The organism is Rhizobium acaciae, assembly GCF_025941625.1.
In the GTDB taxonomy this organism is placed as follows: domain Bacteria; phylum Pseudomonadota; class Alphaproteobacteria; order Rhizobiales; family Rhizobiaceae; genus Rhizobium; species Rhizobium acaciae.
This window is the reverse complement of sequence record NZ_JAPCZO010000006.1, coordinates 311,132-335,849: the sequence shown is the minus strand read 5'-3', so window position 1 is coordinate 335,849 and position 24,718 is coordinate 311,132. Positions and strand designations below refer to the sequence as shown.

The 24,718-nt window shown below is 62.2% G+C and carries 25 protein-coding genes; 3 read left to right on the top strand and 22 right to left on the bottom strand.

Annotation, left to right across the window (positions count from 1 at the left end; translation table 11 throughout):
* Window positions 1-18 precede the first annotated feature (18 nt).
* Window positions 19-339 carry a twin-arginine translocation signal domain-containing protein gene (locus tag OLZ32_RS39385; protein WP_406648105.1) on the top strand — a complete coding sequence of 107 codons (321 nt, stop codon included), beginning with the start codon at window positions 19-21 and terminating at the stop codon, window positions 337-339.
* 88 nt (window positions 340-427) lie between these two features.
* Here OLZ32_RS39385 and OLZ32_RS12590 read toward each other — a convergent pair whose 3' ends face one another.
* The 13 genes from OLZ32_RS12590 to OLZ32_RS12530 all read right to left on the bottom strand — a co-directional run bounded on the left by OLZ32_RS12590 (window position 428) and on the right by OLZ32_RS12530 (window position 13,298).
* Window positions 428-1,396, bottom strand: a complete 969-nt coding sequence (locus tag OLZ32_RS12590) for a cyclase family protein (RefSeq protein WP_264396231.1) — start codon at window positions 1,394-1,396, stop codon at window positions 428-430.
* 45 nt (window positions 1,397-1,441) lie between these two features.
* Window positions 1,442-2,815, bottom strand: coding sequence for an amidase (locus OLZ32_RS12585; RefSeq protein ID WP_264396230.1), 1,374 nt, complete (start codon window positions 2,813-2,815; stop codon window positions 1,442-1,444).
* 19 nt (window positions 2,816-2,834) lie between these two features.
* Window positions 2,835-4,049 carry an ABC transporter substrate-binding protein gene (locus tag OLZ32_RS12580; protein ID WP_264396229.1) on the bottom strand — a complete coding sequence of 405 codons (1,215 nt, stop codon included), beginning with the start codon at window positions 4,047-4,049 and terminating at the stop codon, window positions 2,835-2,837.
* Window positions 4,046-5,086, bottom strand: coding sequence for a CobW family GTP-binding protein (locus tag OLZ32_RS12575; RefSeq protein WP_264396228.1), 1,041 nt, complete (start codon window positions 5,084-5,086; stop codon window positions 4,046-4,048). The genes OLZ32_RS12580 and OLZ32_RS12575 overlap by 4 nt, the downstream gene beginning before the upstream one ends.
* A complete protein-coding gene (locus tag OLZ32_RS12570) occupies window positions 5,079-5,411 on the bottom strand; it encodes a hypothetical protein (protein ID WP_029875725.1) in 333 nt (110 codons plus the stop codon). The genes OLZ32_RS12575 and OLZ32_RS12570 overlap by 8 nt, the downstream gene beginning before the upstream one ends.
* Before the next feature lie 12 nt (window positions 5,412-5,423).
* Window positions 5,424-6,305: a polysaccharide deacetylase family protein gene (locus OLZ32_RS12565; RefSeq protein ID WP_168344103.1), complete on the bottom strand. Its 882-nt coding sequence runs from the start codon at window positions 6,303-6,305 to the stop codon at window positions 5,424-5,426.
* Window positions 6,306-6,358: 53 nt separating this feature from the next.
* Window positions 6,359-7,468, bottom strand: a complete 1,110-nt coding sequence (locus OLZ32_RS12560; protein WP_264396227.1) for an ABC transporter ATP-binding protein — start codon at window positions 7,466-7,468, stop codon at window positions 6,359-6,361.
* A gap of 107 nt (window positions 7,469-7,575) precedes the next feature.
* Entirely contained in the window at window positions 7,576-8,811 is a 1,236-nt protein-coding gene (locus tag OLZ32_RS12555) for an ABC transporter substrate-binding protein (protein WP_003550275.1), read from the bottom strand.
* An 89-nt stretch (window positions 8,812-8,900) separates the two neighbouring features.
* Entirely contained in the window at window positions 8,901-9,674 is a 774-nt protein-coding gene (locus OLZ32_RS12550) for an SDR family NAD(P)-dependent oxidoreductase (RefSeq protein WP_003550276.1), read from the bottom strand.
* Between the two features lie 13 nt (window positions 9,675-9,687).
* Window positions 9,688-10,425: an SDR family NAD(P)-dependent oxidoreductase gene (locus OLZ32_RS12545; RefSeq protein ID WP_003550277.1), complete on the bottom strand. Its 738-nt coding sequence runs from the start codon at window positions 10,423-10,425 to the stop codon at window positions 9,688-9,690.
* Complete coding sequence (locus tag OLZ32_RS12540) at window positions 10,425-11,270, bottom strand: ABC transporter permease (protein WP_003550278.1); 846 nt, start codon at window positions 11,268-11,270, stop codon at window positions 10,425-10,427. Before OLZ32_RS12540 ends, OLZ32_RS12545 begins: the two co-directional genes overlap by 1 nt.
* 1 nt (window position 11,271) lies before the next feature.
* The gene (locus OLZ32_RS12535) at window positions 11,272-12,171 is read right to left on the bottom strand and encodes an ABC transporter permease (RefSeq protein WP_003550279.1); all 900 of its coding nucleotides are present in this window, start codon (window positions 12,169-12,171) and stop codon (window positions 11,272-11,274) included.
* A gap of 38 nt (window positions 12,172-12,209) precedes the next feature.
* The gene (locus tag OLZ32_RS12530; RefSeq protein WP_264396225.1) at window positions 12,210-13,298 is read right to left on the bottom strand and encodes an ABC transporter ATP-binding protein; all 1,089 of its coding nucleotides are present in this window, start codon (window positions 13,296-13,298) and stop codon (window positions 12,210-12,212) included.
* Between the two features lie 546 nt (window positions 13,299-13,844).
* Between OLZ32_RS12530 and OLZ32_RS12525 the strand changes: the two genes are divergently transcribed.
* Window positions 13,845-14,864: a GntR family transcriptional regulator gene (locus OLZ32_RS12525; RefSeq protein ID WP_003550283.1), complete on the top strand. Its 1,020-nt coding sequence runs from the start codon at window positions 13,845-13,847 to the stop codon at window positions 14,862-14,864.
* Between the two features lie 22 nt (window positions 14,865-14,886).
* Here OLZ32_RS12525 and OLZ32_RS12520 read toward each other — a convergent pair whose 3' ends face one another.
* The 5 genes from OLZ32_RS12520 to OLZ32_RS12500 are packed head-to-tail and all read right to left on the bottom strand — an operon-like array spanning window position 14,887 to window position 19,142.
* Window positions 14,887-15,858, bottom strand: a complete 972-nt coding sequence (locus OLZ32_RS12520) for a 5-oxoprolinase subunit C family protein (protein WP_003550284.1) — start codon at window positions 15,856-15,858, stop codon at window positions 14,887-14,889.
* Window positions 15,848-16,723, bottom strand: a complete 876-nt coding sequence (locus OLZ32_RS12515) for a 5-oxoprolinase subunit B family protein (RefSeq protein WP_264396224.1) — start codon at window positions 16,721-16,723, stop codon at window positions 15,848-15,850. Before OLZ32_RS12515 ends, OLZ32_RS12520 begins: the two co-directional genes overlap by 11 nt.
* Entirely contained in the window at window positions 16,723-18,108 is a 1,386-nt protein-coding gene (locus OLZ32_RS12510) for an acetyl-CoA carboxylase biotin carboxylase subunit (RefSeq protein WP_264396223.1), read from the bottom strand. Before OLZ32_RS12510 ends, OLZ32_RS12515 begins: the two co-directional genes overlap by 1 nt.
* Window positions 18,105-18,347 carry an acetyl-CoA carboxylase gene (locus tag OLZ32_RS12505; RefSeq protein WP_017957430.1) on the bottom strand — a complete coding sequence of 81 codons (243 nt, stop codon included), beginning with the start codon at window positions 18,345-18,347 and terminating at the stop codon, window positions 18,105-18,107. Before OLZ32_RS12505 ends, OLZ32_RS12510 begins: the two co-directional genes overlap by 4 nt.
* Before the next feature lie 18 nt (window positions 18,348-18,365).
* Window positions 18,366-19,142, bottom strand: coding sequence for a 5-oxoprolinase subunit PxpA (locus tag OLZ32_RS12500; RefSeq protein ID WP_264396222.1), 777 nt, complete (start codon window positions 19,140-19,142; stop codon window positions 18,366-18,368).
* A 249-nt stretch (window positions 19,143-19,391) separates the two neighbouring features.
* On the opposite strand from OLZ32_RS12500, the gene OLZ32_RS12495 reads away from it, so the two are divergent.
* Window positions 19,392-20,300: a LysR family transcriptional regulator gene (locus tag OLZ32_RS12495; RefSeq protein WP_264396221.1), complete on the top strand. Its 909-nt coding sequence runs from the start codon at window positions 19,392-19,394 to the stop codon at window positions 20,298-20,300.
* A 364-nt stretch (window positions 20,301-20,664) separates the two neighbouring features.
* On the opposite strand, the gene OLZ32_RS12490 is transcribed toward OLZ32_RS12495, so the two are convergent.
* From OLZ32_RS12490 to OLZ32_RS12475, 4 genes are read right to left on the bottom strand one after another with little or no spacing between them, the layout of a single operon-like run.
* Complete coding sequence (locus OLZ32_RS12490) at window positions 20,665-21,603, bottom strand: choline/ethanolamine kinase family protein (RefSeq protein WP_264396220.1); 939 nt, start codon at window positions 21,601-21,603, stop codon at window positions 20,665-20,667.
* A gap of 11 nt (window positions 21,604-21,614) precedes the next feature.
* The gene (locus OLZ32_RS12485) at window positions 21,615-22,583 is read right to left on the bottom strand and encodes a phosphotransferase (protein ID WP_264396219.1); all 969 of its coding nucleotides are present in this window, start codon (window positions 22,581-22,583) and stop codon (window positions 21,615-21,617) included.
* A 12-nt stretch (window positions 22,584-22,595) separates the two neighbouring features.
* Window positions 22,596-23,882, bottom strand: coding sequence for a Zn-dependent hydrolase (locus tag OLZ32_RS12480; RefSeq protein ID WP_264396218.1), 1,287 nt, complete (start codon window positions 23,880-23,882; stop codon window positions 22,596-22,598).
* On the bottom strand, window positions 23,875-24,639 hold the full coding sequence (locus OLZ32_RS12475; protein WP_264396217.1) for a DeoR/GlpR family DNA-binding transcription regulator: 765 nt from the start codon (window positions 24,637-24,639) through the stop codon (window positions 23,875-23,877). Before OLZ32_RS12475 ends, OLZ32_RS12480 begins: the two co-directional genes overlap by 8 nt.
* Window positions 24,640-24,718: the final 79 nt, after the last annotated feature.

The window sequence follows — 24,718 nt, the reverse complement described above, 5'->3', positions numbered from 1 at the left end:
TTGAAACCCAAATCAAAGGTGAGATCATGTCCCTCTGCCGCTTCCCTCGCGGCCCGCGAAATCACGCCCCGTGACATCTACCTTTCGCGCCGCGGCCTCCTGGGCGCAGCCGCAGCAACTGCAATAGTTATTGCCCTGGCGTTCCGGCTTCCGCCGCGGCACTTTTCCGGCAAGCCTAGCAAGAGTTCTGCGTCGACCCGGCGGATCCCGCTCAGAATTCTCGCGACTTCAAACCGACGGCCTGGATTATCCATGAATCTCGTCGTTGGATGCGTCCGCGCTGGAAATCCAGGCAGCACAGCTCGTCAAGTGTCGCACGCACCGCATATGCAGCAATGACGCCGGCCCTCGTCGGCTGAACCGGATCCGGTTTTGGCGCGACTGTGCGCCATCGTTTGGGTTGAGTTGGCATTCTCGCGGCTTGCGATCAGCGCAGCGGCATCGCGATTGGCCGCATCGGTGTTCCCGTAGCGCCGCGTAACTTGATGCAAGCTCCGAAAAACGCGAATTCGTAGAGCTTTTCGGCGCCTAACTCTTCGAGATAGGCCATCTCAAGTATGGGCACGCCGGCTTCCGCCAGCAGATAGGTATGGACCGGGAAGAAGTTGAGCTCGTGCGCCGACGGCGTCTGCTCCAGCGTCAGGTTGTCGGCGCCGATCATGACCGCGCCATGCTTGGCGATATACTCCGCGCCCTCGCGGTTGAGGCCGGGCGTGTTTCGGGTAAAGGCCATATCGGGCCATCGCAGCATCTGGCCGGTGCGCAGCAGCACCACGTCGCCGGGCAGGATCTTCAGCCCTTGCCTCTTCAGGGAGTCCTCGATGTCGGCCTTGCCGATTGGATGGCTCGGCGGCAGCGTATCGACGCCATACATAGCCGCGATATCGAGAAGAATACCGCGTGCAAAAATCGGCGGATATTTTTCCGGGCCGCAAATATCCCAGGCTCGGCTGCCGAGGTGATCCCGCGCCGTGAAACCATTGAAGATTTCGCCATTGTAGCCAAAGTGGTTGAACGTATCGATATGCGTGCCGCAATGGGTGTACATCGAGATACTGTCGCCGGAGTAGCCGACGAGTTCGTTCTGTTGGCGCGTCACGCCCATGGTGTTGGCGACGATCTCTCCCTGCGGCGTGTGGGTCATCCAGATCTGGTAGGGCTGGTCGCCGGCGCCGAACCAGCCTGGCATGCCGACGAAATGGTCGACCGAGAGGTCGAAGACCTTCGAGGCGTCGGTGCGGCCGATGATCGCCGAACGCGACTTGGCGTCGATCAGGTTCAGCATGCCGATCTCGTCGTCGCTGCCATAGGGGCTCTTCGTCACCTTATGGAATTCGGCATTGTAAGCGATGATCTTGCTCTTGGTCGCTTCGTCGACATAACACGCCATGCACATTGCAACTCTCCTTGTTGATGTTCGCAGCCGCCGGACCGACTGCCTTCAAATTGTCTCGCCGCGAATGACCGGTTCGGCGACGAGCGCCACCGACAGCAACCGCTCGTCGCCGCGCGCCAGCCCCGACAGCAGGAAGCCGACGGGCATGCCGGCGTCGCCTGCCCCGCAAGGCATCGACACCCCGCACCAGTCCAGAAAATTGCCGAGCAGCGTGTTGCGCAGTGTCTTGGCGTTGGTCGCCACGAAGAGCTGGTCATCCCTCTTCAGCGGCTCGAGCAGCGGTGCCACATGCGCGACGGTCGGGAAGGCAATCAGCCGGTCGCCGACCAACCGGTCCACCGCTTCGATCAGCCGCGTGCGGGCGGAGAGTATGTCGAGGTAGTGCGAAAGGGTGATCTCCTCACCGAAGCGGGTGCGCGAGACCACACGCGGGTCGATCAGTCCGGCATCCGGCCCGGTGATCCGCGCCTTATGCAGCCAGTAGGCCTCCGCAGTCACCAGGGCACCGTGGCTTGCCATCAGTTGCAGAATTTCCGCGAAGGCCGGGATCTCCAGCCGCGTGAACATGACGCCGGCAGCGGACAAACGCTCAACCGCCGCTTCGAAGGCCGCAACGACACCCGGCTCGGCATCGTCGAAGACGACGTTGGTGGGGATTACGACCTCCAGTCCGGCAAGCGGTTTGCGACGAACCGCCGGTGTCGTGCCTCCACGCATCGCGGCGTCTATCCAGACGGCATCCTGCACCGAGCGGCAAAGCGGCCCAAGCGAATCGAGGCTGCCGGAAAGGGGGAACACGCCCTTCATCGGGTATCGCCCACGCGTCGCCTTGTAGCCGACAATGCCGTTCAGCGCCGCCGGGATACGCACCGAACCGCCGGTGTCGGAGCCGATCGAGACCGGCACGAGACCTGATGCCACCGCCACGCCCGAACCGGAGGACGAGCCGCCCGGAATGCGGGCGACATCGGTGCTGCGAGGGTTTTTCGGCGTGCCGAAATGCGGATTGATGCCAAGGCCGGAAAAGGCGAACTCGCTCATGTTGACCCGGCCCGTTGCCACCATGCCCGCCGAAGCCAGCGCGGAGACGACGGCAGCGTCGACTGCGGCCGGTGCCTGATCACGAAGAAGCAGCCTGGACCCCGCCGCCGTGACGCCGCCGGCAACATCGAAGAGATCCTTCCAGGCAACCGGAATGCCTTCGAGCAAGCCAAGCGAACGACCGTCTTTCAGCCGCTTCGAGGAGGCATGCGCTTCCGCCATTGCCCGCTCCCGCGTCAGCGAGATGAAGATCGCTTTGTCGTCATGGTCGTCGATCGCCCCGAAGACCTGCTCCGCCACCGCAACAGGATTGACGCTGCCACCCTGGATGAGGGTGGAGAGCTGGGCGATCGAGAGGGAGCCGTAAGAAAGGGTCATTCTGTCTTTCCCGCTTTGCTCACGCCGCCACGAACTGCATCCAGCGGCGCACCAGATAATTGTGTTCGTCCATGGTCGTGTTCCAAACGGCGATCGAGTTGGCGCGCTGCCAGTAGGAGCCGCCGCTGCGCACCGCACCCGTCTTGACGCGGAGGAGGCCGTCGGGGCCTGGCAGGTCGGCCGCGGCCGGCAGGCCCTCGTACCAATAGTCCCATTCGGCCGGCGTCATGTGCGGCCGCGAGCGTGTCGGCGTTGACATGTAATAACCCTGCCGGGCCACCACCGCGCCGGGCCAGCCCGAGATCCACCAGTTGAGATAATCGTAGGCCGCATCGAGCATCCGGCCGGAGAGCCGCTTCGACAGGCAGAGCCCGCCATGCCAGGCGCGGTAACCCTCGGCGGGATTGGCGAGTTCGACGGGAAAGCCGCGCAGGTTCAGCTTGCTGATGCCGAGCGACCACATCGACTGGATCTGCGTGTCGCTCTTCGTCATCAGGTTCGCCGCGTCCTCGGCAGAACGCCAGAAGCCGCGGAAAAAGCCGGCCTTCTTGCGCTCCTCCAGAATGCACAGCAACCGATCGATTTCCTCAATACTCATGTTGCCGAGATTGTTAAAGGTCATCAGCCCGGCCGACTGCGCCGCAAGGGCTGCGTCGAAGATGCCGATCGCCGGCTCGTTGACGAGGGCTGCGCGCCCGTGCCAACGCGGGTCGAGCAATGCCGCCCAGGAGGTCATCTGGTTGGAATTGGCCGCATCGGTGCGGTAGGCGAAGCTGTCGAAATTATGCGTCGTCGGCAGCATCGAGATGCGTTGCGAGGGCGTTTCGGCAAGCGCCAGGTTCGGTTGCACGAATAGCTTGGTCACCGGCGCATCGCCCTGCCCGATCCGCGCATTCGGTCCAATGCGGCCCGTTTTCGTCAGATCGGTGATCTCGTCCCAAAGCGTGATCCGCCCGATGTCGATCGGCTGCACGGCGCGCCAGTACCAGACGATATCGAGGTTGTGGAAGCACTGGTCGTAGATGTCGTAGGTCATCGGCTCCAGCGCCGCCTTGTGCTGGGCGGTCATGAAGTCCTGATTGTCGAATTCGATATCCATGCCGAGATCGCGCTCGGCACCGAGCCGAAGTTCTTCGAGAAGCGAAATCGCCGTGCCGAGGATGCGAAGCTTGATCCGGCCCTCTGTATGCAGGGCGGGCGTCGGAAAGCTCTTCGGCGTCGGCATTTTTCTCATGGCTGCAGTTCCTCGATCCGCTTCGGCGCGACTTTTGCCACGCCGAGCCCATTGAAGGCGTCAAACGATCGCTCGATCACCGCGGGCGCGATGCCGTCGACGATGAAGACGATGCGGGACCGTCGGTCCCCGCCGGGCCAGGATTGCATATGGACGGGCGTATGGACCAGATGCTGCACGCCGTGGATCGCGACCGGAAAGTCCTCGCCCTCGATGTTGAGAATACCCTTGACCCGAAGGATACGGTCGCCGTGCCGATTGAGCAGCATGGTCAGCCAGATCCCGAAGGCTGTCCAGTCGACCGTGCCTTCGCTCACCAGCACGAAGGACCGGATGCCGTCGGAATGGTCGCTGGCAAGAACCGGCCCCGGGTCGTCGCAATAGAAGCCGCCCGGCGACTGCATTGCCTCGGCGCGGCCGGTTGTCATGTCCTCCATCAGACTGACGACATCGTCCGACGAAAGGACAATCGGCGCATCCGGATTGATCTGCCGGATCATCGCCGTAACCCGCGCGACCTGGCCGGTCTCGGCGATATCGGCCTTGGTCAGCACCAAAAGGTCGGCCACGGCCACCTGCCGCATCGGTTCGCGATAGGCGGCAAGCTGCCTCCCCGCATTGACGGTATCGACGGTGGCAATCACGCCCGAGGACCGGAAATGATGCCGCAGAACCGGATCGGCCTTCAACGTGGAAAGAACGGGAAAAGGATCGGCAAGTCCGGTGCTCTCGATGACGATCCTGTCGAAGGGCGGGACGATGCCGCGCTCGCGCTTCGAATGCAGATCGCGGATCGCATCGGCCAGTTCGCCCCGCACCGTGCAGCAAAGACAACCGGACTGCAAAAGCACCATGTTTTCGTCGATGCGCTCGAGCAGGTGATGGTCGAGCCCGACCTCGCCGAACTCATTGATCAGCACAGCGGCGTTCGAGAGCGCCGGATCGGTCAGCAGCCGGCGCAGCAGCGTCGTCTTGCCGGACCCGAGAAAACCGGTCAGCAACGTGACGGGCGTGAAGGCCGGAAACGCATCAACCATGACGGTTCGCCTCCAGCCGGTCGAGAAGCGGCTCGGCCAGCGGATCGAGCGGCCGGCCCGCAAGCCGCTCGGCCGCCGGCCAAAGATGTCCGAGATCTTCGATGATCTCGGTCTTTCCGGTCCGGGTCGACAGCAGGAAGGAGGATCCCTGCCAGTCGGAGATGGAGAGACCGAAGGCGTCGAGAATGCAGTTGGCGATCGCAACACGGCGGGCGCGCTCGCGCCGGCGGTCGATCCGCTCGGCGGAGCGGGTATAGACCCCGGGCCGCGCGACCGCGTCGGCCCAGTGCTCGTTGCCACCCAGAATGCCGCAGAGCGAACACATCGGCTTTGCCTCTTACTTCTTGCGCGGGAAGCGTTTGGCGAAGTCGTCGGCGATCTCGTTCATCGTCACGAACTTGACGCCGGGATGCTTGATCATGTGGGCGTAAAGACGCTCCAGCATCATCAGTACCTGCGGCCGGCCGGCGACATCAGGGTGGATCGTGATCGGGAAGACGGCGTATTCCATTTCGCGATAGACCCAGTCGAACTGGTCGCGCCACATCTGCTCGATGTCGTGCGGGTTGACGAAGCCGTGGCTGTTGGGGGCCTTCTTGATGAACATCATCGGCGGCAGGTCGTCGAGATACCAGGATGCCGGGATCTCGATCAGGTCGGTCTCGTGACCGCGCTTCAGAGGCACCATCCAGTCCGACGGCTTCTTCGAATAGTCGATCTTGGTCCAGCTGTCGCCGACGCGGACATAGTACGGCGTGAAGTCGTTATGCATGAGCGAATGGTCGTACTTGATGCCACGCTCGAGCAGGAGTTCGTTGGTGACGTTCGAGAACTCCCACCACGGCGCCACATAGCCGGTCGGCCGCTTGCCCGAGAGCTTGGTGACGAGATCGATGCACTTGTCGAGCACCTCCGTCTCCTGCTCGCGCGTCATGGCGATCGGGTTTTCATGGGTGTAGCCATGGATGCCGATTTCGTGGCCGGCATCGGCGACGGCCTGCATCTGCTCCGGGAACGTCTCGATCGAGTGGCCGGGGATGAACCAGGTGGTCTTGATGCCGAAGCGCTCGAACAGCTTCAACAGCCGTGGGCTGCCGACTTCGCCGGAAAACAGGCCGCGCGAGATATCGTCCGGCGAATCTTCGCCGCCATACGAGCCGAGCCAGCCGGCGACGGCGTCCACGTCGATGCCGAAGCTGCAGAAGATTTCTTTTGCCATTGCGGGGTCTCCTTGTGATGTTCTCGTTGATCCGGCTTTGATCGGCCGGCTTTTCAATGGGCGGGAATAACGGTGGCGTTTTCGGGCTTGAAGGCGAGCGCAACCGGCGCATCGACCGGAAACGCGCCGGGCGGATACTTGTCGACATGGGCTTCGAGCGCCAGCATGCGTCCGTCCGGCAGGGCGACCGAAAGATGCGAGATATGCCCGACGACGTCGAAGCGGTGGATCCTGGCGTCGATGACATTGCCGCTGGAGGCCTCAGCGATCGCGTCACGGCCGCCCTTGTCGAGCGCATGCACCTCGACTGCTTCGGCAGGGATCACGACGCTCACCGCATCTCCGTCTGCGACCGCGCCATTGGCATCGCCGGCGAGAAGGCCAAGTGGCGTGTCGACCATGACATGTCCCTTTTCGTGGCCCTTGACCGCACCCTTGAAGATCGTGTTGCGGCCGATGAACTGCGCGACGAAAGGCGTATTCGGCCGCGTGTAGAGCTGATGCGGCGGGCTGATCTGTTCGATCCGACCCTGGTTCATCACAACGATCCGATCGGAAAGCGCCAGCGCCTCGGACTGGGCGTGGGTCACGAAAACGAACGTCACGCCGAGCTCGCGTTGCAGCAGTTTCAATTCGCTCTGGATCGTCTTGCGCAGGTTGGCGTCCAGGGCGCCGAGCGGCTCGTCGAGCAACAGGATATCTGGCTCGACCACGAGGCCGCGCGCAAGCGCGATGCGCTGTCGCTGGCCGCCGGAAAGCTTGTCGCAGCGCTTCTCGGCGACGTCCGCAAGACCGAGCTTTTCGAGAATGCGATCGACCTTTGCATTGCGCTGGGCCTTTTCCATGCGCTTCACGTCGAGGCCGTAGCCGATATTGTTGCGCACCGTCATGTGCGGGAAGAGCGCATAATTCTGGAAGATCATCGAGGTCGGCCGCTGCGCCGGGCCGATATCGTTGATCCGCTCGCCCCTGACCATCAGATTGCCGGAGGAGATGCTTTCGAAGCCGGCGATCATCCGCAGCGTCGTCGTCTTGCCGCAGCCGGACGGGCCGAGGAACGCTATGAACTCGCCCTTGTCGACGGTGAGGTTGAAATTGATCACGGCCGGCGTTCCGTTATCGTAGACCTTGCCGATCTGGTAGAGCTCGAGGTCATGTATCATGTCGGTCATTCCGGGTTGCGGGTTAAAGGACAGGCGACCGGAGCCGCCTGCCAGGTGGCGCCCTCACCGCATCTCGCGTGGGATGCCCGGGCGCTGGGGGTAACGCATCAGGCGCTGAGGAATTCGTCCCACTTCTGGATGAGGTGGTCGTATTCGTCCGGCCACTGGTGCCAGTAGGCGACGTTTGCCGCGCGGGTCTCGAGCGAACCGCCGTCGCGCAGATCGCCCTCCTTGATGCCGCGCTCAGCCGCACCGACCCACGGCTTGCCTTCGTACCAGAAGGCATATTTCTCCGGTGCCATCTTTTCCTTGATGTTGGTGGTCGGCGAATAATAGCCCTGCTCGGACACCGTGATGCCTGGTTCGCCCGACAGCCAGTAATCCGCATAGGCGACGACGGCCTCCTTGTTCGGCGTGCCCTTCAGCATGGTGTTGCCGATCGACCAGGCGCGATAGCCTTCCTTCGGGATGGCGTATTTGCAGGGCTTTCCTTGCGCCTTGACGGCCATGACCGCCGGCTGCCAGGCGTCGCAGACGACGATTTCGCCGGATGCCAGGAAATTGACGAGTTCGCCGAAATCGCCCCAGAGCGCACGGAACTGGCCTTCCTTCTTTTTCGAGATCAGGAACTTCGCGGCTTCGTCGATTTCCGCGGCGGTCGGATTGCCGGGGTTCTTGACATTGGAGAGGCCAAGCGTGTTCATCGCCATGACCGCCTGGCCGAAGGCCGTCAGCGGGTCGGTGTTGAGGCCGGACTTGCCCTTGTACTTGCTGTCGAAGATCGCCGTCCAGCTGTTGGCTTCCTCGTCGGAGAGCACCTCCGGATTATAACCGACCGAATCGAAGTTGAAGACCGAAGGCACCATCCAGAGCGCCGTCTGCGTCTCGTCCGTCCAGATCTGACCGACGATCTGCGCCTTGGGGTCGAACTTCGGATCAGGCTTGGTGAAGATCTCGCGGATATTCGACCAGCTCTTCAGGCCCGCGGTTTCGATCGGGTCGGCATTGTCGGTCATGACGACGGAGGGAAGGCGCTCGCCGATCGTTTCCCAGACGTCATAGTCCTTCGAACCGGAGAGGATCCGGGTCTGCGCGTCCGGGAAGGTCGCCGCCGTGCCTGATGTCGTGCCGACGCCGCTTGCCGCCTTGAAGTCGGCCAGGATGCGTTCCTGCACGGTGACCGAAAGGCCGATCGTGCGCAGCTGCTCGCCGGCGAGGCTGGCGGCCTGCGCATAGGCCGCCCGCGAAGAGAGGAAGTGCGTACCGCCGCCGATGGCAAGCGCCATCGCGCCTGCGGATCGCTTCAGCAGTGAACGTCGATTCATGTCCATCGAAATTGTCATTGTCGTTCTCCGGTTTTTTGTTCCCCGGGATGGCCTTCATGACCACCCATCGTTCTCGTCCAGCCTCGGCGTCAGTGACGCGCCCGCCGTCAGTATCGGCCCACGAGGAGCCCTCCATCCACGACCAGCGTCTGGCCGGTTATGTATCTTGCGCTGTTCGACGCCAGGAAGACGATCACGTCGGCAATGTCCTCCGGTTCGCCGAGCCGCCCCATCGGGATGAAGGCGCTTGCCGCTTCCGCCCCCTTCGGTCCGAGCGAGTTCTCTTCCGATAGAAGCTGTGCAGTGCGGATGTAGCCGGGCGCCATGCCGTTGACGCGGATGCCGTCGCGGGCGAGTTCGACAGCCAGACCGCGTACGAGGCCGACGACACCGGCCTTTGCGGCGGAGTAATGCACGTGCTCGTCCCAACCGTAGGCAACACCCATGATCGAGGAAAGAGCCACCACCGCGCCTGATTTGCGTGCCTTCATGCCCGGTACGCCGGCACGGACCACGCGGAAGATCCCCTTGAGATCGATGTCGAAGGTCAGCTCCCACTTGTCGTCGTCGAGCACGTCGAGCGGTGCCTTATGGGCGATGCCGGCGTTGGCGATGATGACGTCGAGGCGGCCGTAACGTTTCTCCACGTCGGCGACCAAGGCATCGACGGCGGACGTCGAGCGGACGTCGAGTTCGATGAATTCGGCCGAACCGCCCGCATCCTCGATCTCCGCCACGGCGGCGCGCCCCTCGACCTTCAGGACATCCGTGACGATCACATGGTCGCCGAGCGCGGCGAACGCCTTGGCGGTCGCCTTGCCGATACCGATGCCGGCGCCGGTGATCAGTACGATGCGGGGTGTCGAAGAGATCGTGGTCATTCAGTTTTCCTGACTAGAGCATGACGTCGCCGGAGTTCGGGCCAAGCGTCTGGCCGACGAACAGGCTGGCGGCGGGCGATGCGAGAAACGAAACGGTGGCGGCAACCTCTTCCGGCTCGCCGAAACGGCCGAGCGGCAGCTCGGCGGCCTTGCGGACGCGCCATTCCTGCGAGAGTTCGCGCACCAGTGGCGTGTTGATCGGCCCGGGAGCGACGGCATTGACGCGCACGCCGCGGTTCGAGACCTCGCGGGCGAGCGATTTCGTCATGCCGATGATCGCTGCCTTCGCGCCGGCATAATGGACGAGTTCGATGCCGCCGATCTGGCCGAGCTGCGAGGCGACGTTGATGATGACGCCATCGCCGGCGGCGAGCATCGATGGCAAAGCCAGCTTGGTCATCAGAAAGGTACCGCGCACATGGATCGCGAACATCCGATCGAAGTCCGCGAGTTCGAGGTTCTCGAACAGCGCCTGATGGACGATGCCGGCACAGTTGACGAGCAGCCGAGGATGGCCGAAGGCCGAGACTGCGACATCGTAGACGCGCGCCGTATCCGTCGCGGAGGAGACGTCGCCGGCCGCCGCCGCGGCCGTGCCACCGGCAACTGCGATCTCGTCGGCCACCGCTTGTGCACGGTCGAGATGGAGATCATTGACGAGCACGGCATAGCCGTCCTGCGACAGCCGGGCTGCGATCGCGCGGCCGATGCCGGATCCTGCGCCCGTGACGATGGCTGAAGGTATCGGCATCACGCCTCCTCCTGGATCGCGACTCGCTTGGCGCGGCGTATGGAAAGCATCATCAGGACGGCGTAGACGCCGAGCAGCGCGAAAGAGAAAATCGTCGTCAGCACCCCAAAGGCGAAGACGTTCGGATGCACCTCCACCGAGAAAGTGCCGTAAATGGCGAGCGGCAGCGTCAGGTCGCGGCCGGACGCAAACAGCGTGCGCGAGAATTCGTCATAGGACAGCGTGAAGGCAAACAGCATGGCCGAGAGCACGCCCGGAAAGATCAGCGGGAACGTCACCTTGCGGAAGGTGCGCGCCGGCGACACGCCGAGCGACCACGACGCCTCCTCGACGCTCTGGTCGAAGCGGTTGAGGATCGCCAGCATGACGAGAAAGGCGAACGGGTAGGTGTAGACAACGTGCAGCACGAAGGCCGTACCCCACCAATGCCGGTCGATGCCGAGCGCATTGGCGACGAGCGCCATGCCAAGGCCGACCAGAACGCCGGGGACCATCATGCCGAGGACGATCAGGTAGAAGACGACGCCCGAGCCAGGAAACCGGCGACGGAAGGCCTGTGCCGAGGTGACGCCGAGCACGGTGGAGACGATCATCGTCATCACCGAGAGCACCAGCGAGCGGACCAGGGCTTCGTTGATCGGCAGCGGTGCGATGCGCGACGGCGGCGTCAGGCCGAAGAGATGCTTGTACCAGTAGGTCGACCATTCGATGATCGGGAACTGCGGCCCGCCTTCCGGCCCCGTCTGGAAGGACAGAATGGCCAGCACCACCATCGGTGCGTAAAGAAAGACCAGGAAGAGCGCGGTGTAGACGCCGAGTGAAAGCTTGATGCCGCCTGCCTGCATGTCAGAGCTCCTTCCTGAGGTCGACGACGCGCAAGAGTGCTGCGACGACAATGCCCATGAGCACGGTAAGCACGACGCCGACGACCGCGGCGAAGGCCCATTTCAGCGATCCGACCTGGGTGACGATGATATTGCCGAGAAGGTTCACCTTGCGGCCGGAGAGGGCGGCGGCAGTCGCGAACTCACCAAGCACCATGACGGAGACGAAGATCGCGCCGACCACCACGCCCGGCATGGTGAGCGGCAGGATGATAGTGCGGAAGATGCGCCAGAAGCCCGCACCGAGATCCTGCGCCGCTTCGATGACGCTCTGGTCGATGCGGCCCATCATGAAGGCGATCGGCCCGACCATGAAGACGCAATAGATCTGCGTCATGCCGATGATGACCGAGAGTTCGGAGAACAGCAGCACCTCGATCGGCTGGTTGATGATGCCGAGACCCTGCAGGATGAGATTGATCGCCCCCTCCTTGCCCAGCATCGGCCGCCAGGCGAGCACGCGGATCAGGAAAGAAGTCCAGAAAGGGATGACGCAGAGGACGAGAAGCGCCGTCTGGATCGTCTTGTTCCTGACGAAGAGGCCGACATAGAGGGCCGCCGGATAGCCGACGACCAGCGTCGAGACAAGCACGATCAACCAGATCCTGACCGTCGTCCAAAGAGCGCTGAGATAGGTGTCCGTGGTGAAGAAGGTGACCCAGCTCTTGATGGTAAGATCAGGCGTGATCTTGAAGGTGGTCTGCGTCCAGAAGGACACGTAGATCATCATCAGGATGGGCGTTACCAGGAAAAGCAGCATCCAGATGACGCCCGGCGCCAACAGCCAGAGCGTCTTGCCGGATGCCTTCCTGACCGGTTCCACGGTGGTCTCGGTCTCGGCTGTTGTGGCACTTATCGACATCAATCAGTCTCCCGTCCCGCGGCTGCGCGGTAAGAGTGTCAGGCGTAAACGAGGGCATCCCGGCGCTTCCAGACGAGCGCGTAGCGCGACTGCGGCGCACAGGCAGGCGGCAGGCTCTGGCTGAGATGCGATTCCACTTCGAAGACGCGGCCGTCATCGAGCGAGAAGAAGGAGTTGATCGCGGCGCCCGAATATTCGTCGGCGACGAAGGTCGCCTCGAGCTTCACCTCGTCATCGGCAACAGGCGCTTCGGCCGCGCGGATCGCAACACGGTCGTAGCGGATCGCGTAGCCTGTGCGGTCGTCGCGGAACTGCATTTGGTCGCCGAGCGGGAAAGCACCATAGGGGCCGAGGAAGCTCTCCCCGGCGAGCCGGCCTTCGAAAAGATTGTAGCAGTTGAGAAAGCCCGCCACCGACAGCGACTTCGGCCGGTTGTAGATCGTATCGGCGTCTGCCGCCTGCGCGATCCGGCCGCAGTCGAGCACCAGCACCATGTCGCCCATGGCAAGCGCCTCGCTCTCGCTGCCGGTCACGTGCAGGAAGGTGACGCCGCAGCGCTCGCGGATCAGCCTGAGCTCGCTGCGCATGCGGGCACGAAGATTGGCGTCGAGTGCGCCTAGCGGCTCGTCGAGCAACACCAGCGACGGTTCGGTCACCAGCGTGCGGGCCAGCGCCACGCGCTGCCGCTGACCGCCGGAGATCTGCGCGACGCCGCGATCCTCGAGGCCCGATAGGCCGACAAGCGCAATCATCTCCTTGACCCTAGCCTGCACGATAGCAGGATCGGTCACCGGATTTTCGACGCGGTTTTCCAGCCCGAAGGCAATGTTCCTGGAGACTGAAAGATGCGGAAAGAGGGCAAAATTCTGGAAGACGAAGCCGATGTCGCGCCGGTGCGGCGGCACCGTCTCGATACGCTGGCCTTTGAAAATAACGGTGCCGAGATCCGGCTGCTCGAAACCGGCGATGACGCGCAGCAGCGTCGTCTTTCCCGATCCGCTCGGCCCCAGAAGCGAAACATAGCTGTCGTTCGGCAGCGACAGGTCGATGCCGTCGAGCGCGTTCAGCGTACCGTAGGCCTTGGTGACACCCGCGAGCTTGAGAACCGAAGACAAGAGCCTCTCCATCTTGCGTCAGCACGCTTGCCGCCGCATCCCTGCGACATGGCAGCCGGAACCGTTCGCGCGCAGTCAGGCACGCGGCGGAAATCGATCGGCAGTCTGACGTTTTTGTCGTTCACCCCAGGAATGCTTCTAGCGGCATTCCTATACCGAATTGATGACATAAATGGTTTTTGTATTCAATAGGCTTTTTTGGAAACCGTTGAGATTTTGTGCATGGCAACGCGAAGTCATAAAATGATCGCATCGATAGATGGCAAAACTCGAAAAGGAGAGATGAATGCTCGGTCTCGCTATGCGCATTTTTTCGGCGAATACTCGGAAAAACTCGCATATTTCTGCATCAAATGCGCTCTCCATGCGCAGCTCACCGCACCGCCAGACCCTTTCGACGAGGAAACGGCCCAGCGGGACAAAAAAGTGTAGCCCGCTCCCCTTCTCGCAGAAAATGCAATTTCGGTATGCAAAAGACATTTATTTTGACATAGTCCGAAACTGCGAAATACACTAAAGAGAATTTCGATTTTGTTGCCATCCGCGGTTGGATGGAGGATGCCCCGCCCAATGATACGCAATCTCCCAGCACAGACGGCCCAGCGTCGGTACGAGATTGCCGAGCACATCCTGCGCGACAACATCGTCGGCGGGCAGCTGCCGCTGGGTCTGGTCCTGCTGGAGGGGCCGATCGCCGATATTCTCCAAACGTCGCGCGCGCCGGTGCAGCGCGCCCTGCTTCGTCTGGAGGCCGATGGCCTCGTCCACCGCTTCCAGGGACGTGGCTTTCTGGTCGGCCCTCAGGATGCGGGCCTCACGCCGAACCGAACAGATATCAAGTCCTTTGGCCTCGTCATCGCCCAGCATGCCGACGAGGCGTTGCAGAGCCGGTCGTCCTGGGCGCGCATCTACAACACGGTCGAGCGCGACGTGGCCGGCTGCGTCGTCTTTGGCCAGTACCGCATCATCGAGATCGAACTCGCCAATCATTTCAAGGTCAGCCGCACGGTGGTGCGCGACGTCCTCAGCCGGTTGCAGGAACGCGGCCTCGTCCGGAAGAACCAGAGTTCCCACTGGATCGCTGGCCCGTTGACTGCCCAGACGATCAAGGATCACTTCACGCTCAGACGCATGCTGGAGCCCGCGGCGCTCAAGGCCGGCGCTGCCGCCGTCGATCGCGAACGCCTGACCGAACTCTTCACCCGCTTGGCCGGCCTCGAAGCTTCGCAGCCGGTCGACCACCTCGAAAAACTCGAGGAACTTCAGGAGCAGATGATCGATATCTGCGTGCTGACGACGGCAAACGAGAAGACGCGGGAACTGATCCGCAACAATCTGTTGCCCGTCAACGCCGCCGAGCGGCTGCTGCGTCATCTCGGCTTGCCTGACGATCCGACCGCGATTACCGAGATGAGGCTGATCGTCGAGCTTTTGATGCGCGGCGCTGTCGACGCGGCTGCCGCCATGCTGGAGACCCATCTCGACGCCTCGATGAAGCGCATGATCGCCCAGATGAAGATCGTTGCCATCATCCCCGGCCCGAGCGTGACCGCCGATTACCTGACGCACGTCGAGTGATCGGCCGGCCATCGTCGTCACCTCACGACAGGCTTTGGCGGAGGCGGTCGAGCAGTGCTGCCCGATCGGCCCTCGCCTTCAGCGCCTCGTCCATCGTCACCTCGACGAACCGCGCCGGCGTATGCGGCTGTAACTGGCCGATGAGGTCCATGTCGGCCGAGATTACAGTGCCGACCATGAAATAGCCGCCGCCGGAGACAGCGTCGCGATGGAGGATGATCGGCTCCGTCCCGCCCGGTACCTGGATCGAACCGTAGGGGTAGCAGCTGTCGACGATGTTCGACGGATCGGAACCGGCGCCGAAGGGCTGCTTGCGGTCCAGGAAGTCGAGCTTGCGCCCGCCGCGGAAGCGGTAGCCCATGCGGTCGGCCTCAGGCGCCACCTTCCACTCGTCGGCGAAGAAGCTCGCCTTGGCGGCATCCGTCAGCCGGTCCCAGTAGAGCCCCGGCAGCACGCGCAGCTCTGCCGGCGTTCCAGGTCTGCGCCGCAGCTCTTCGGCGACGCTTTTTCCTTCCTCGGCAAGACCGGCCTTTCCGACCGGCAGTTCGTCGCCGGCTGCCAGCGCCCTGCCCTTGTAGCCGCCGAGCGCGCCGATCGGATAGGTGGAGCGGCTGCCGAGCGCTTCCGGCACGTCGATGCCGCCCGCGACCGCGATCAGGATGCGCGCGCCGGATTTCAGGAAGTCAAAGCTCAACACCTGGCCGGCCTTGACCTTGAAAGCCGTCCAGCCGGGCTGCCCCACGCCGTCGACCTTTACCGGCATGTCGGCACCGGTGACGGCCACGAGCCTGTCCTCGGCGAATTCGAGCTTCGGCCCCATGAAGACCGCCTCGAGACCCGCCGCCCCTTCGTCGTTGCCGACGAGCAGATTGGCGGCACGCATGGCGTAGCGGTCCATCGCGCCGCCGATCGGGATGCCGAGGTGGAAATAGCCCGGACGGCCGAGATCCTGGACGCTGGTCGATAGTCCCGGGTGCAGCACCTTAATGGCCATGGAGAACGCCCTCCAGCGCGGCGTTGTAACCGTGGATATCCTTGCTGAATTCGCGAAGATCGAACCGGATCTCGCGGATCGGCGGGCTGAAGAGCCTCTTGTCGACCTCTTCGACTGCCGTGTCGTAACCGTCGCGATCGACTGGCTTGAACTTGACGATATCGCCAGGACGGAAGAACACCATGAAATCGCGCAGGTAACTCGTTTGCTGCGTCGGGTCGAAGATCGGCATCGGCGTGACGCCGAACATCTGGTAGCCGCCGGCGCCACGCACCGAATAGATGCAGCCGAAGCAGCCACCATGGCCGACCGTCAGTTTGGGCGTATCGGTGCGCGGCCTCAGATATTTCGGCACTTCGATCTGCCGCTGCCGCTCGACCATCTGGTACATGAAGGGCAGTCCGGCCACGAAACCGACCATCGACACGAACCAGGGCGAACCCGCATGGGCGGCGACGAAATCCCCGACACCGCCGTAGCCGTTGATCCGCGCAGCATAATCGAGGTCGGTTCCGCCAGGTTCCTGATGCCGCTCGCGAAAGCGCATCAGCGTCTCGTGCGTCCACGGATCATTGTAAAAGACCGGGATCTCGATGATGCGGGTCTTCAGGACCGGCTCGGATTTTTCCGCCACGCCCTCGATCGCCTGGACCTCCCGCAGGATGTCATCAGGCTTGATGAGATCGGGATTGAACTTCACCTGGAACGAGGCGTTGGCCGGGCAGATCTCGGTGACGCCCCTGATCTGGCTTTCCCGAACCGCTGTCGCCATGGACAGGCTCTTGAAGAAGGCTTCGAGCGACATCTCGCTGCTGCATTCGACGAAGAGGTGTTCATCACCTCCGAACGTATATCGCGCAGGCATCAGGCAACCTCCTGGGTCCGGCCGGCCAGAGCGGGAAAATCATGCTCCAGCCATTGTTCGAGAAAGCGGGTATGGAAGGCGCCCTTGCCGACGCTTGCATCGCGGGCGAGCGCCTGATGCAGCGGCACCGTCGTCGGCACGCCTTCGATCGCGAGAGCCGTCAGCGACGCGGCAAGCTTTTCGAGGCAGGCCTTGCGTGTTTCGGCGTGCACGATCAGCTTGCCGAGCAGGGAATCATAAAAGGGCGGGATCGTGTAGCCCTCGTAGAGCATCGTGTCGAACCGGATGCCCTCGCCTTCCGGAACGGACAGCGACGCGATCGTACCCGGCGATGGCTGGAAGGCTTTGAACGGATCCTCGGCATTGATGCGGCACTCGATCGCATGGCCGCTGGCCACGATGTCGCGCTGAGAGACCGAAAGGGCTGCACCGCCTGCGACCTTGAACATCTCCTGCACCAGGTCGAACCCGGTGATCATCTCGGTAACAGGATGCTCGACCTGGATGCGGGTGTTGACTTCGATGAAGTAGAAGTCGCCCGTTTCGTCGTCATAGAGATATTCGACCGTGCCGGCACCGCGATAGCCGACCTCGCGTGCAAGCGCCACAGCACTCATGCAAAGCCGTTCGCGCATGTCGGCAGGCAGCAGGAAGGCAGGCGCCTCTTCCCATACCTTCTGGCGCCGCCGCTGCAGCGAGCATTCGCGTTCGAAGAAATGCACGAAATTCTGTCCGTCGCCGAAGATCTGCACCTCGACGTGCCGGGCGCGGGCGATGACCTTTTCCAGATAAAGTCCGCCGTCGCCGAAAGCGGCCAGCGCCTCGGCCGAAGCCAGCGGAAATTGCTGTTCGAGCTCGGCGATACTGTCGACGATCCGGATGCCGCGTCCGCCGCCGCCAGCCGCCGCCTTGATCATCACAGGAAAACCGATCTCGCCTGCGAGCAAACGCGCGGCGTCGAGCCCGGCGACACGCCCGTCGCTGCCGGGCACCGTCGGCACGCCGGCGCGTTTTGCCACCTGCCGCGCCGCCACCTTGTCGCCGAGCGTGCGAATCGCATCGCCGGAAGGACCGATGAAAATCATGCCGGCGTCGCGCACCGCATCGGCAAAATCGCCGTTTTCGGACAGAAAGCCGTAGCCCGGATGCACGGCATCGACACCGGCCGCCTTGGCGGCGGCGATCACCGCCTCGATGTCGAGATAGGACTTTTTCGGCGCCGGCGGGCCGATGTTCACCGCCTCGTCGGCGAGCCGCACCGCCAGCATGTCTGCGTCCGCTGCGCTGTGCACCTGCACGGTCCGGATGCCGAGCGCCTTGGCGGCCTTGATGACGCGAACGGCAATCTCCCCGCGATTGGCGACAAGCACCGAGCGGATCGTCATGCCTCGACCTCCGCGATGACTTGCCCTGCCATGACAGGCTCCTCATTGTCGACGAGGAAGGTGATCGCCTTGCCGGAAACACCAGCCGGAACCTCCTGGAATGTCTTCATCACCTCGATTACGCCGATCGTTTCGGCCTCGGTGACATCGTCGCCGTCTGCCTTGAAGGGCGGCGCATCCGGCGCCGAAGCCCGGTAGAAGGTGCCCGGCAGGGGCGAACGGATTTCAATCTTGCTCATGGTCGGTCTCCGCAAAATCTATTGGCCAAGGATCTGCGACACGGGCACGATCCTGATTCCGGCACCGATCAGGAGCTCGCGCATGCTGAGAACGATATCGAGCGCGCCGAGCGTATCGGAATGAAAGCAGATGGATTCAAATTCGATGTCGATATCGTTGCCCGTGACCGTGCGGACCTTGCCCTCCTGGCAGGCGCGCAGCACTTTCTGCGCCAGCACCATCGGGTCTGGGCGGCCGGCATCGCGGGTAAAGACGATCGAACCGCTGTCGTCGTAGTCGCGATCAGCGTAGAACTCGCGCACGACAGGCTGTCCGGCATCGAGTGCCGCCTTGTGCGTCGCCGAGCCGCCCATGCAGAAGACAAAGGCGTTGGGCGAGACGATGCGCATATACTGGACAAAGAGCTGCGCGAAGTCCGGATTGACCGCCATCTCCATGTAGAGCGCGCCATGCGGCTTCACATGCTGCACCGGCACGCTGTAGCGGCGGGCGAACTCGCGCAGCGCGCCCACCTGATAGATGATGTCGTTGACCAGCTCCTTGCTGCTGCCGACAATCTTGCGACGGCCGAAGCCCTGAAGGTCATTGTAGCCAGGATGCGCGCCGACCCCGACCCCATGAGCCGCGGCTAGCGCCACGGTCTCGTCGATGAGGTTCGGGTCGCCGGCATGGAAGCCGGTGGCGATATTGGCCGAGCTGATGTGAGAGATCAGCAGCGAATCCTGCGTATCGCCGATCCGCCAGCGACCGAAGGCCTCTCCCATATCGCAGTTGATGTCGACGATATCTTTCAAACTGTCTTCCCGCCGTTGTCATCTGACGAAAACGCTACGCGACGAAACAGGATTTGAAAAATTCATTTTTTGCGGCATCATTATCGAGAAAAGAGATACCTGCGCTTAAATCACGAGCGAAGCTTAATATGTTTATTTCCACGGCTTGTCTCGATTCCGCCTCAAATTCGTAGAGCACTCGCATAAATTAAAAGCAGTCGATCGGATTTATTCAAGCCGAATTCAGATAATTCGATGGGAAAACAGATCATGAGCCTCAGTTTCCGGCAGCTCCGCTATTTCGTCGCAACCGCCGAGCAAGGACAGATCTCCTATGCAGCGGCACAGCTCTCGATCTCGCAGTCGGCAGTGACGACCGCCATCAAGGAACTGGAAAAATCGATCGGCGTTGCTCTTTTCACGCGCATGCCTCAGGGCATGGAACTGACCGCCGCTGGCAGGCAGTTTCTCTCCTACGCCTATGAAATCCTCGCGAAGATCGATGAGGCAACGCATCTGAACTATGTCAGCAGCGACATCGAAGGCGATCTGACTGTCGCGGCGACCTATACCGTCATCGGCTACTTCCTGCCGCTCCACATCGAGCGCATGCGGCGGCTTTATCCTAAGCTGCGCATCCAGCTTTACGAGGTAAACCGCGAGTCGATCGAGGAAGGCCTGCTGGTCAACCGATACGACATTTCGGTGCTTCTCACCTCGAATATCCTGAATAACGCGCTCACCACCGAGACGCTTTTGCGTTCCATCCGCAGGCTCTGGGTGGCGGCGCAGCATCCGCTGCTGACGCATGCGGGCGTTGGCCTGCAGGACATCGCCGAGGAACCCTACATCATGCTGACGGTGGACGAGGCGGCGTATTCGTCGCTGAAGTACTGGAGCACGACACCTTACCAGCCGCGCGTGATGCTGCGCACCTCGTCGATCGAGGCAGTACGCTCCATGGTCGCCAACAACCTCGGCGTCGCGATCCTGTCGGATATGGTACACCGCCCCTGGTCGCTGGAAGGCCGGCGGATCGAGACGATCAACATCAAGGATCCGGTGCCACCGATGGATGTCGGCCTCGCTTGGCGCGCCAACACCGACTTCACTCCAGCCATGCATGCCTTTCGCCGATATTTTCAGCAGGCGTTCGGCCTGCCGGGCACCAATGCATGAATTCGTCTTCGAGCCTCGGCAGGTCAGGAATGGTTGCCGATACGCGTGCACGATCCGCGATGATTCTCCGGACCACCAAAGCGTCCGAGATTTGCGGCAACGACGACTTGCAGGCTGACTGTCGGTAACCGAGACTGCTCGGTATCCCGTTTGGGTTCGTCGACCGCTTTCACTGACGGCTATAGGAGTCCGTGGTAATGTAGCTGCCAGCTGAGATCCCTCCGCACGACGTGATGCAGTGATTGAGGAGCCACACTAGAAGAGGGGCGGCAGAGTGGCATGCTCATGCGATTATCGCGCACCTAGGAAATGCGCTCGGAATTCGAGTCAGGCTTTCCGCCGATCATCTGAAAAATCCACCGGATCAAACCGCCTTGAGATACTCGACCCAGCGCGGATCCTGCATGGCCGCGCGAGCGCGCATGTGTTTCCAGGCGCCATATTTGTAGAAATCGAAATCAAGCGCCGAGACGACATTCTGGACCATGGCCCAGGTCGACCATTTCACATCGGCAAGCGCCCGGTGCACGGCAAGACGGGCCTTCATTCGCGGATCGAAGCGGCCGAAATATTCCTCAATGACTTCTGCCTCCACGGCATCGGAGAAGAACATCTCGCCGCACCAGATGCCGATATCGTAGCAACGGTCGTTGTTGGAGGCATATTCGTAGTCGATCAGCATCAGCGACTTGTCCTCGGCGACCATGAAATTGCCCGCCATGGGATCGTTGAAGCAGGCAACGAGATCGATACCGGAGGCTTCGAGAGCAGCGCGTGCCAGCCGATATTGCTTGTAAAGCCAGGCAAAATCGATCGGGAAGGCGCCGTTCAGTTCGCGCACCTGCTCGATGTGTTCGTCGATCATGTCGAAGATCGTCTTGGTCAGCGGCAGTCTGCCTGAATCGTTGAAGGTGCGGTAGAGCCCGACGACGGCTTTGCGCACCGTCGGATCCTGGAAATCGCGGTTGGTGCAGGCACGTCGGCCTTCGATGTAGTCGGCTATCTCGACACCCTTGTCAGCGAGATATTCGTAAATCTTCGGGCCGATGCCGAGGTCCTGCGCCCGGCGGCTGGCGTCCAGCGCCGCGTTGCGGTCGATGAACATCTCGGTGCCGCGGCCGGGAACCTTGACGAAGAAACGGCCCTGTTCGCCTGACACCCTGACCCGCCAGTTCGAATTGCTGATACCGCCGTGCACCGGACCGTAATGGAGTTCGCGTCCCGACCACGGCTCAATTTCGCGCAGCAGGGATTCGATCTCCGCTTCCGCTTCGTTTGCCGCTTCTCCCAATCGTTTTTCCATGGCTTGATCTCTCAGAGTGTGCGGAGCATGAATTCGAAACGCGGATTGCGAAGCGCCATCCGGCAGCGCAACAGGCGCCATTGCGCATATTTCAGGAATTCGATACCGCCGCGCGGCGAAACCTTGTCCATCAGCATGCCCCACATGCCCCAGAAGAGATCGTCAGCAATGGCGTAAAGGCGGCAGCGGTTGAGCGATGTCTGGCGAAATTGTCCCTCGAAGATTTCGAGCGCCGGCTGCATTTCGCTGTCGAACTGGAAGGCCTCGTTGAGCAGGATGCCGATATCGTAGAACGGATCGACATTGCGGGCCTCGTCGAAATCGACCAGTTGCACTCTGCCATCCGGCGCGATCATGATGTTGGAGGCAAGGCCGTCGGCATGGGCTGGTTTTTCATCGAAGCCGGTGGCGATGATCGCCGCTTCGATATCGCCGACGCATTCGCGCATCCACCATCCGTCTGCGGCGACCTCTGCGATGGCTGCATCGACAAGCGCTTTCTCGACGACGCGGATGCGGTCGAACACCGTCCACGTTTCGCCAAGCGGCCTGCTGCCATGCAGGGTGCTCTTGGTGGCGATGACACTTTCCAGAACATCGCGCTTGCGCAGGTCGTCCATTCTGGCGGTATGCCAGGCTTCCGGCAGGCGGTCGAAAACGACGGCGGACATTTCCGGGCTGTGCCAAAGGGGCGCTGGCGTCAGGCCCAGGGTTGAAGCGTGACGCGCGGCGGTAACGGACCTGTCCAGATCGATGAAATCCGACTGGTCCGCATGGAGAATTTTCAGGAAATAGGAGGCGGGCGCATCTCCCCTGGCAACGAACCAGTTCTGGCTGTCGACGGCGCGGTGCGTCGGCGAGGCGACGCCCGCAACGCCCGGCGCATAACGCATATCGGCGTTTGCCCAGCCCGGAACGGCCCGGATGGCGGCTTCCGCCGCCTTCTCATCCACCGTGGATGCTCGCCCGAGTGCCTTCATCATCCCACTCCTTCAGTCCGTGGTTTTCAGGACGTTGCCGTCGAGGCAGAATTTCCACAGCATGGCGCTGAGGATTTCCGCGCCCAGCAACCGGTCTTCCGGCGTGGTGAATTCCGTCGGGTGGTGGATGACGCCGCCGACGCTCGGCACGGCGATGACGACTGCTGGGGAAACGGCCGTCATGCTGACCGCGTCATGTCCGCCGATCGTGTCGAGCAGCAGTGTTTCGAGGCCAAATTCAGCCGCAGTATCCTGGGCCAGGGCAACCAGTCCTTCATCCATGTTCCCGGCACGGCGGCGGTCGATCGAGCGGACATCGAAGCCGACATCCGCTTTTTTGGCGCAGATCTCGATCTTCTCCTTGAGCTGGGCTTCCGCCCGGGCAAGCACATCGGGCTTGGCAGAGCGCAGTTCGATGAACATCACCGCCTCGCCGGGCACGACGTTGGGGGAGTTCGGATAGACCTCGAGGCGGCCGCAGGAGGTGTGCAGGTCGGTCCCGGCTTGGTCGGCAAAACCCTTCAACTCGGCGATCAGGTAAGCCGCGGCGAGAAGCGCGTCATGGCGCTCGGCCATCGGCGTCGGGCCGGTATGGGCCTGGCGGCCGATGAAGGCGAGCCGGTATTTGACGTTGCCCCAGAAACGGCTGAAGGCGGCAAAGCGCATGCCCTTCTTTTCCAGCTCTGCGGAACCCTCGATATGCAGCTCGATCAGCGCATCGGGAATAACCGGGCCGAAGGTGCCCGCATAACCGATGTCATCAAGAGCCTGATTGACGGAAATGCCGTCGCCATCCTTGCGGGCGAGCGCGAAATCGAGTGTCAGTTCGCCGGCATTGACGCCGCTGCCGAGAAGGCTCGGCTGGAAGCGGGCACCCTCCTCGTTGGTCCAGTTGACGATGCAGAAATTGACTTTCGGCGTGACCCCAGCTGCGGCAACCTGCTTGCGTATGGCGTCGATCGCCGCGCAGGCGGCAATCACGCCATAGGCGCCATCGAAACGGCCGCCGTTCGGCTGGCTGTCCAGGTGCGACCCGCTCATGACCAGAGGCGCATCCGGCCCTGCCCAGTCGAGAAAACCGTACATGTTGCCCATCGGGTCGATCTCCAGGCGCAGGCCCGAATTCTTCAGCCAGTTCGCCAGCCAGTCGCGTGCCGCCTTGTCTTCCCGTGACAAGGTCAGTCGCGTCATCGCACCACCCGGCCCGCCGCCAAAGACGGAGACTTCCTCCATCATCCGGTGCAGGGCTTCGGCATCGACCTCAGGCAGGGATGCAGGTTCACTGCGGGTTTCAAGCATAAATCACCTTCACTTGCGCCTCCTCAAGCTTTTCAAGAAAATCTGCCCGCGGAGGCGCATCAGTGATGAGCAGATCAACGTCACGAAAATTATAGGTGCAGAAATTACCCTGGCGGCCGAACTTGCTGCTGTCGGCGAGCATCACGACCTGCTTGGCATGGCGGCGCAACGCCCGGCGCACCAGCGCCTCGTCCTCGCCGAGGTCCATGAAACCGAGATTGACATCGACCGTCACCGCGCTGACGAAGGCGATATCGAAGAGATGTTCGCGGATCACGTTGAGCGTATCGGTGCCGAGAAACGCCCGGTAGCTCGGCCGTAGAACGCCGCCGACGGCGACCACGTTATTGGATTCCACCCCCGACAAGGTCTGGATGATATCCAGCGAGTTGGTGTAGATATTGATCAGCGGCCGATCGACAAGATAGCGCGACAGCGCCAGCATCGTCGTGCCGCTGTCGAGGAAGATCTTGGAATGGTCGCGCAGCTCCCTGGCGGCGAGGGTTGCGATTTTTGCCTTTTCACGGGCATTGACGCGCATACGTTGCGAGATCGGCTGGTCGGCATCCCGACGCGGCGTCACGCCGCCGCCATAGATGCAGCGCAGGTGCCCTTCCATCTCCAACTGCTTCAGGTCGCGGCGCACGGTTTCCGGGCTGACGGAAAACTCCGCTGCCAGTTCCTTGACCGAGACCCGGCCATGCTTGGCCAGTTCTTCGAGAATGTGTTGCAGACGTGCCTGGGGATGGTCGGTCATAAGGGCTTTCCCGGTCACAAGCCCATGGGCAAGTCTGTCGAGCAGGCGTGTCCCGCCGCAGTTGCTGTTTCTTTCATCC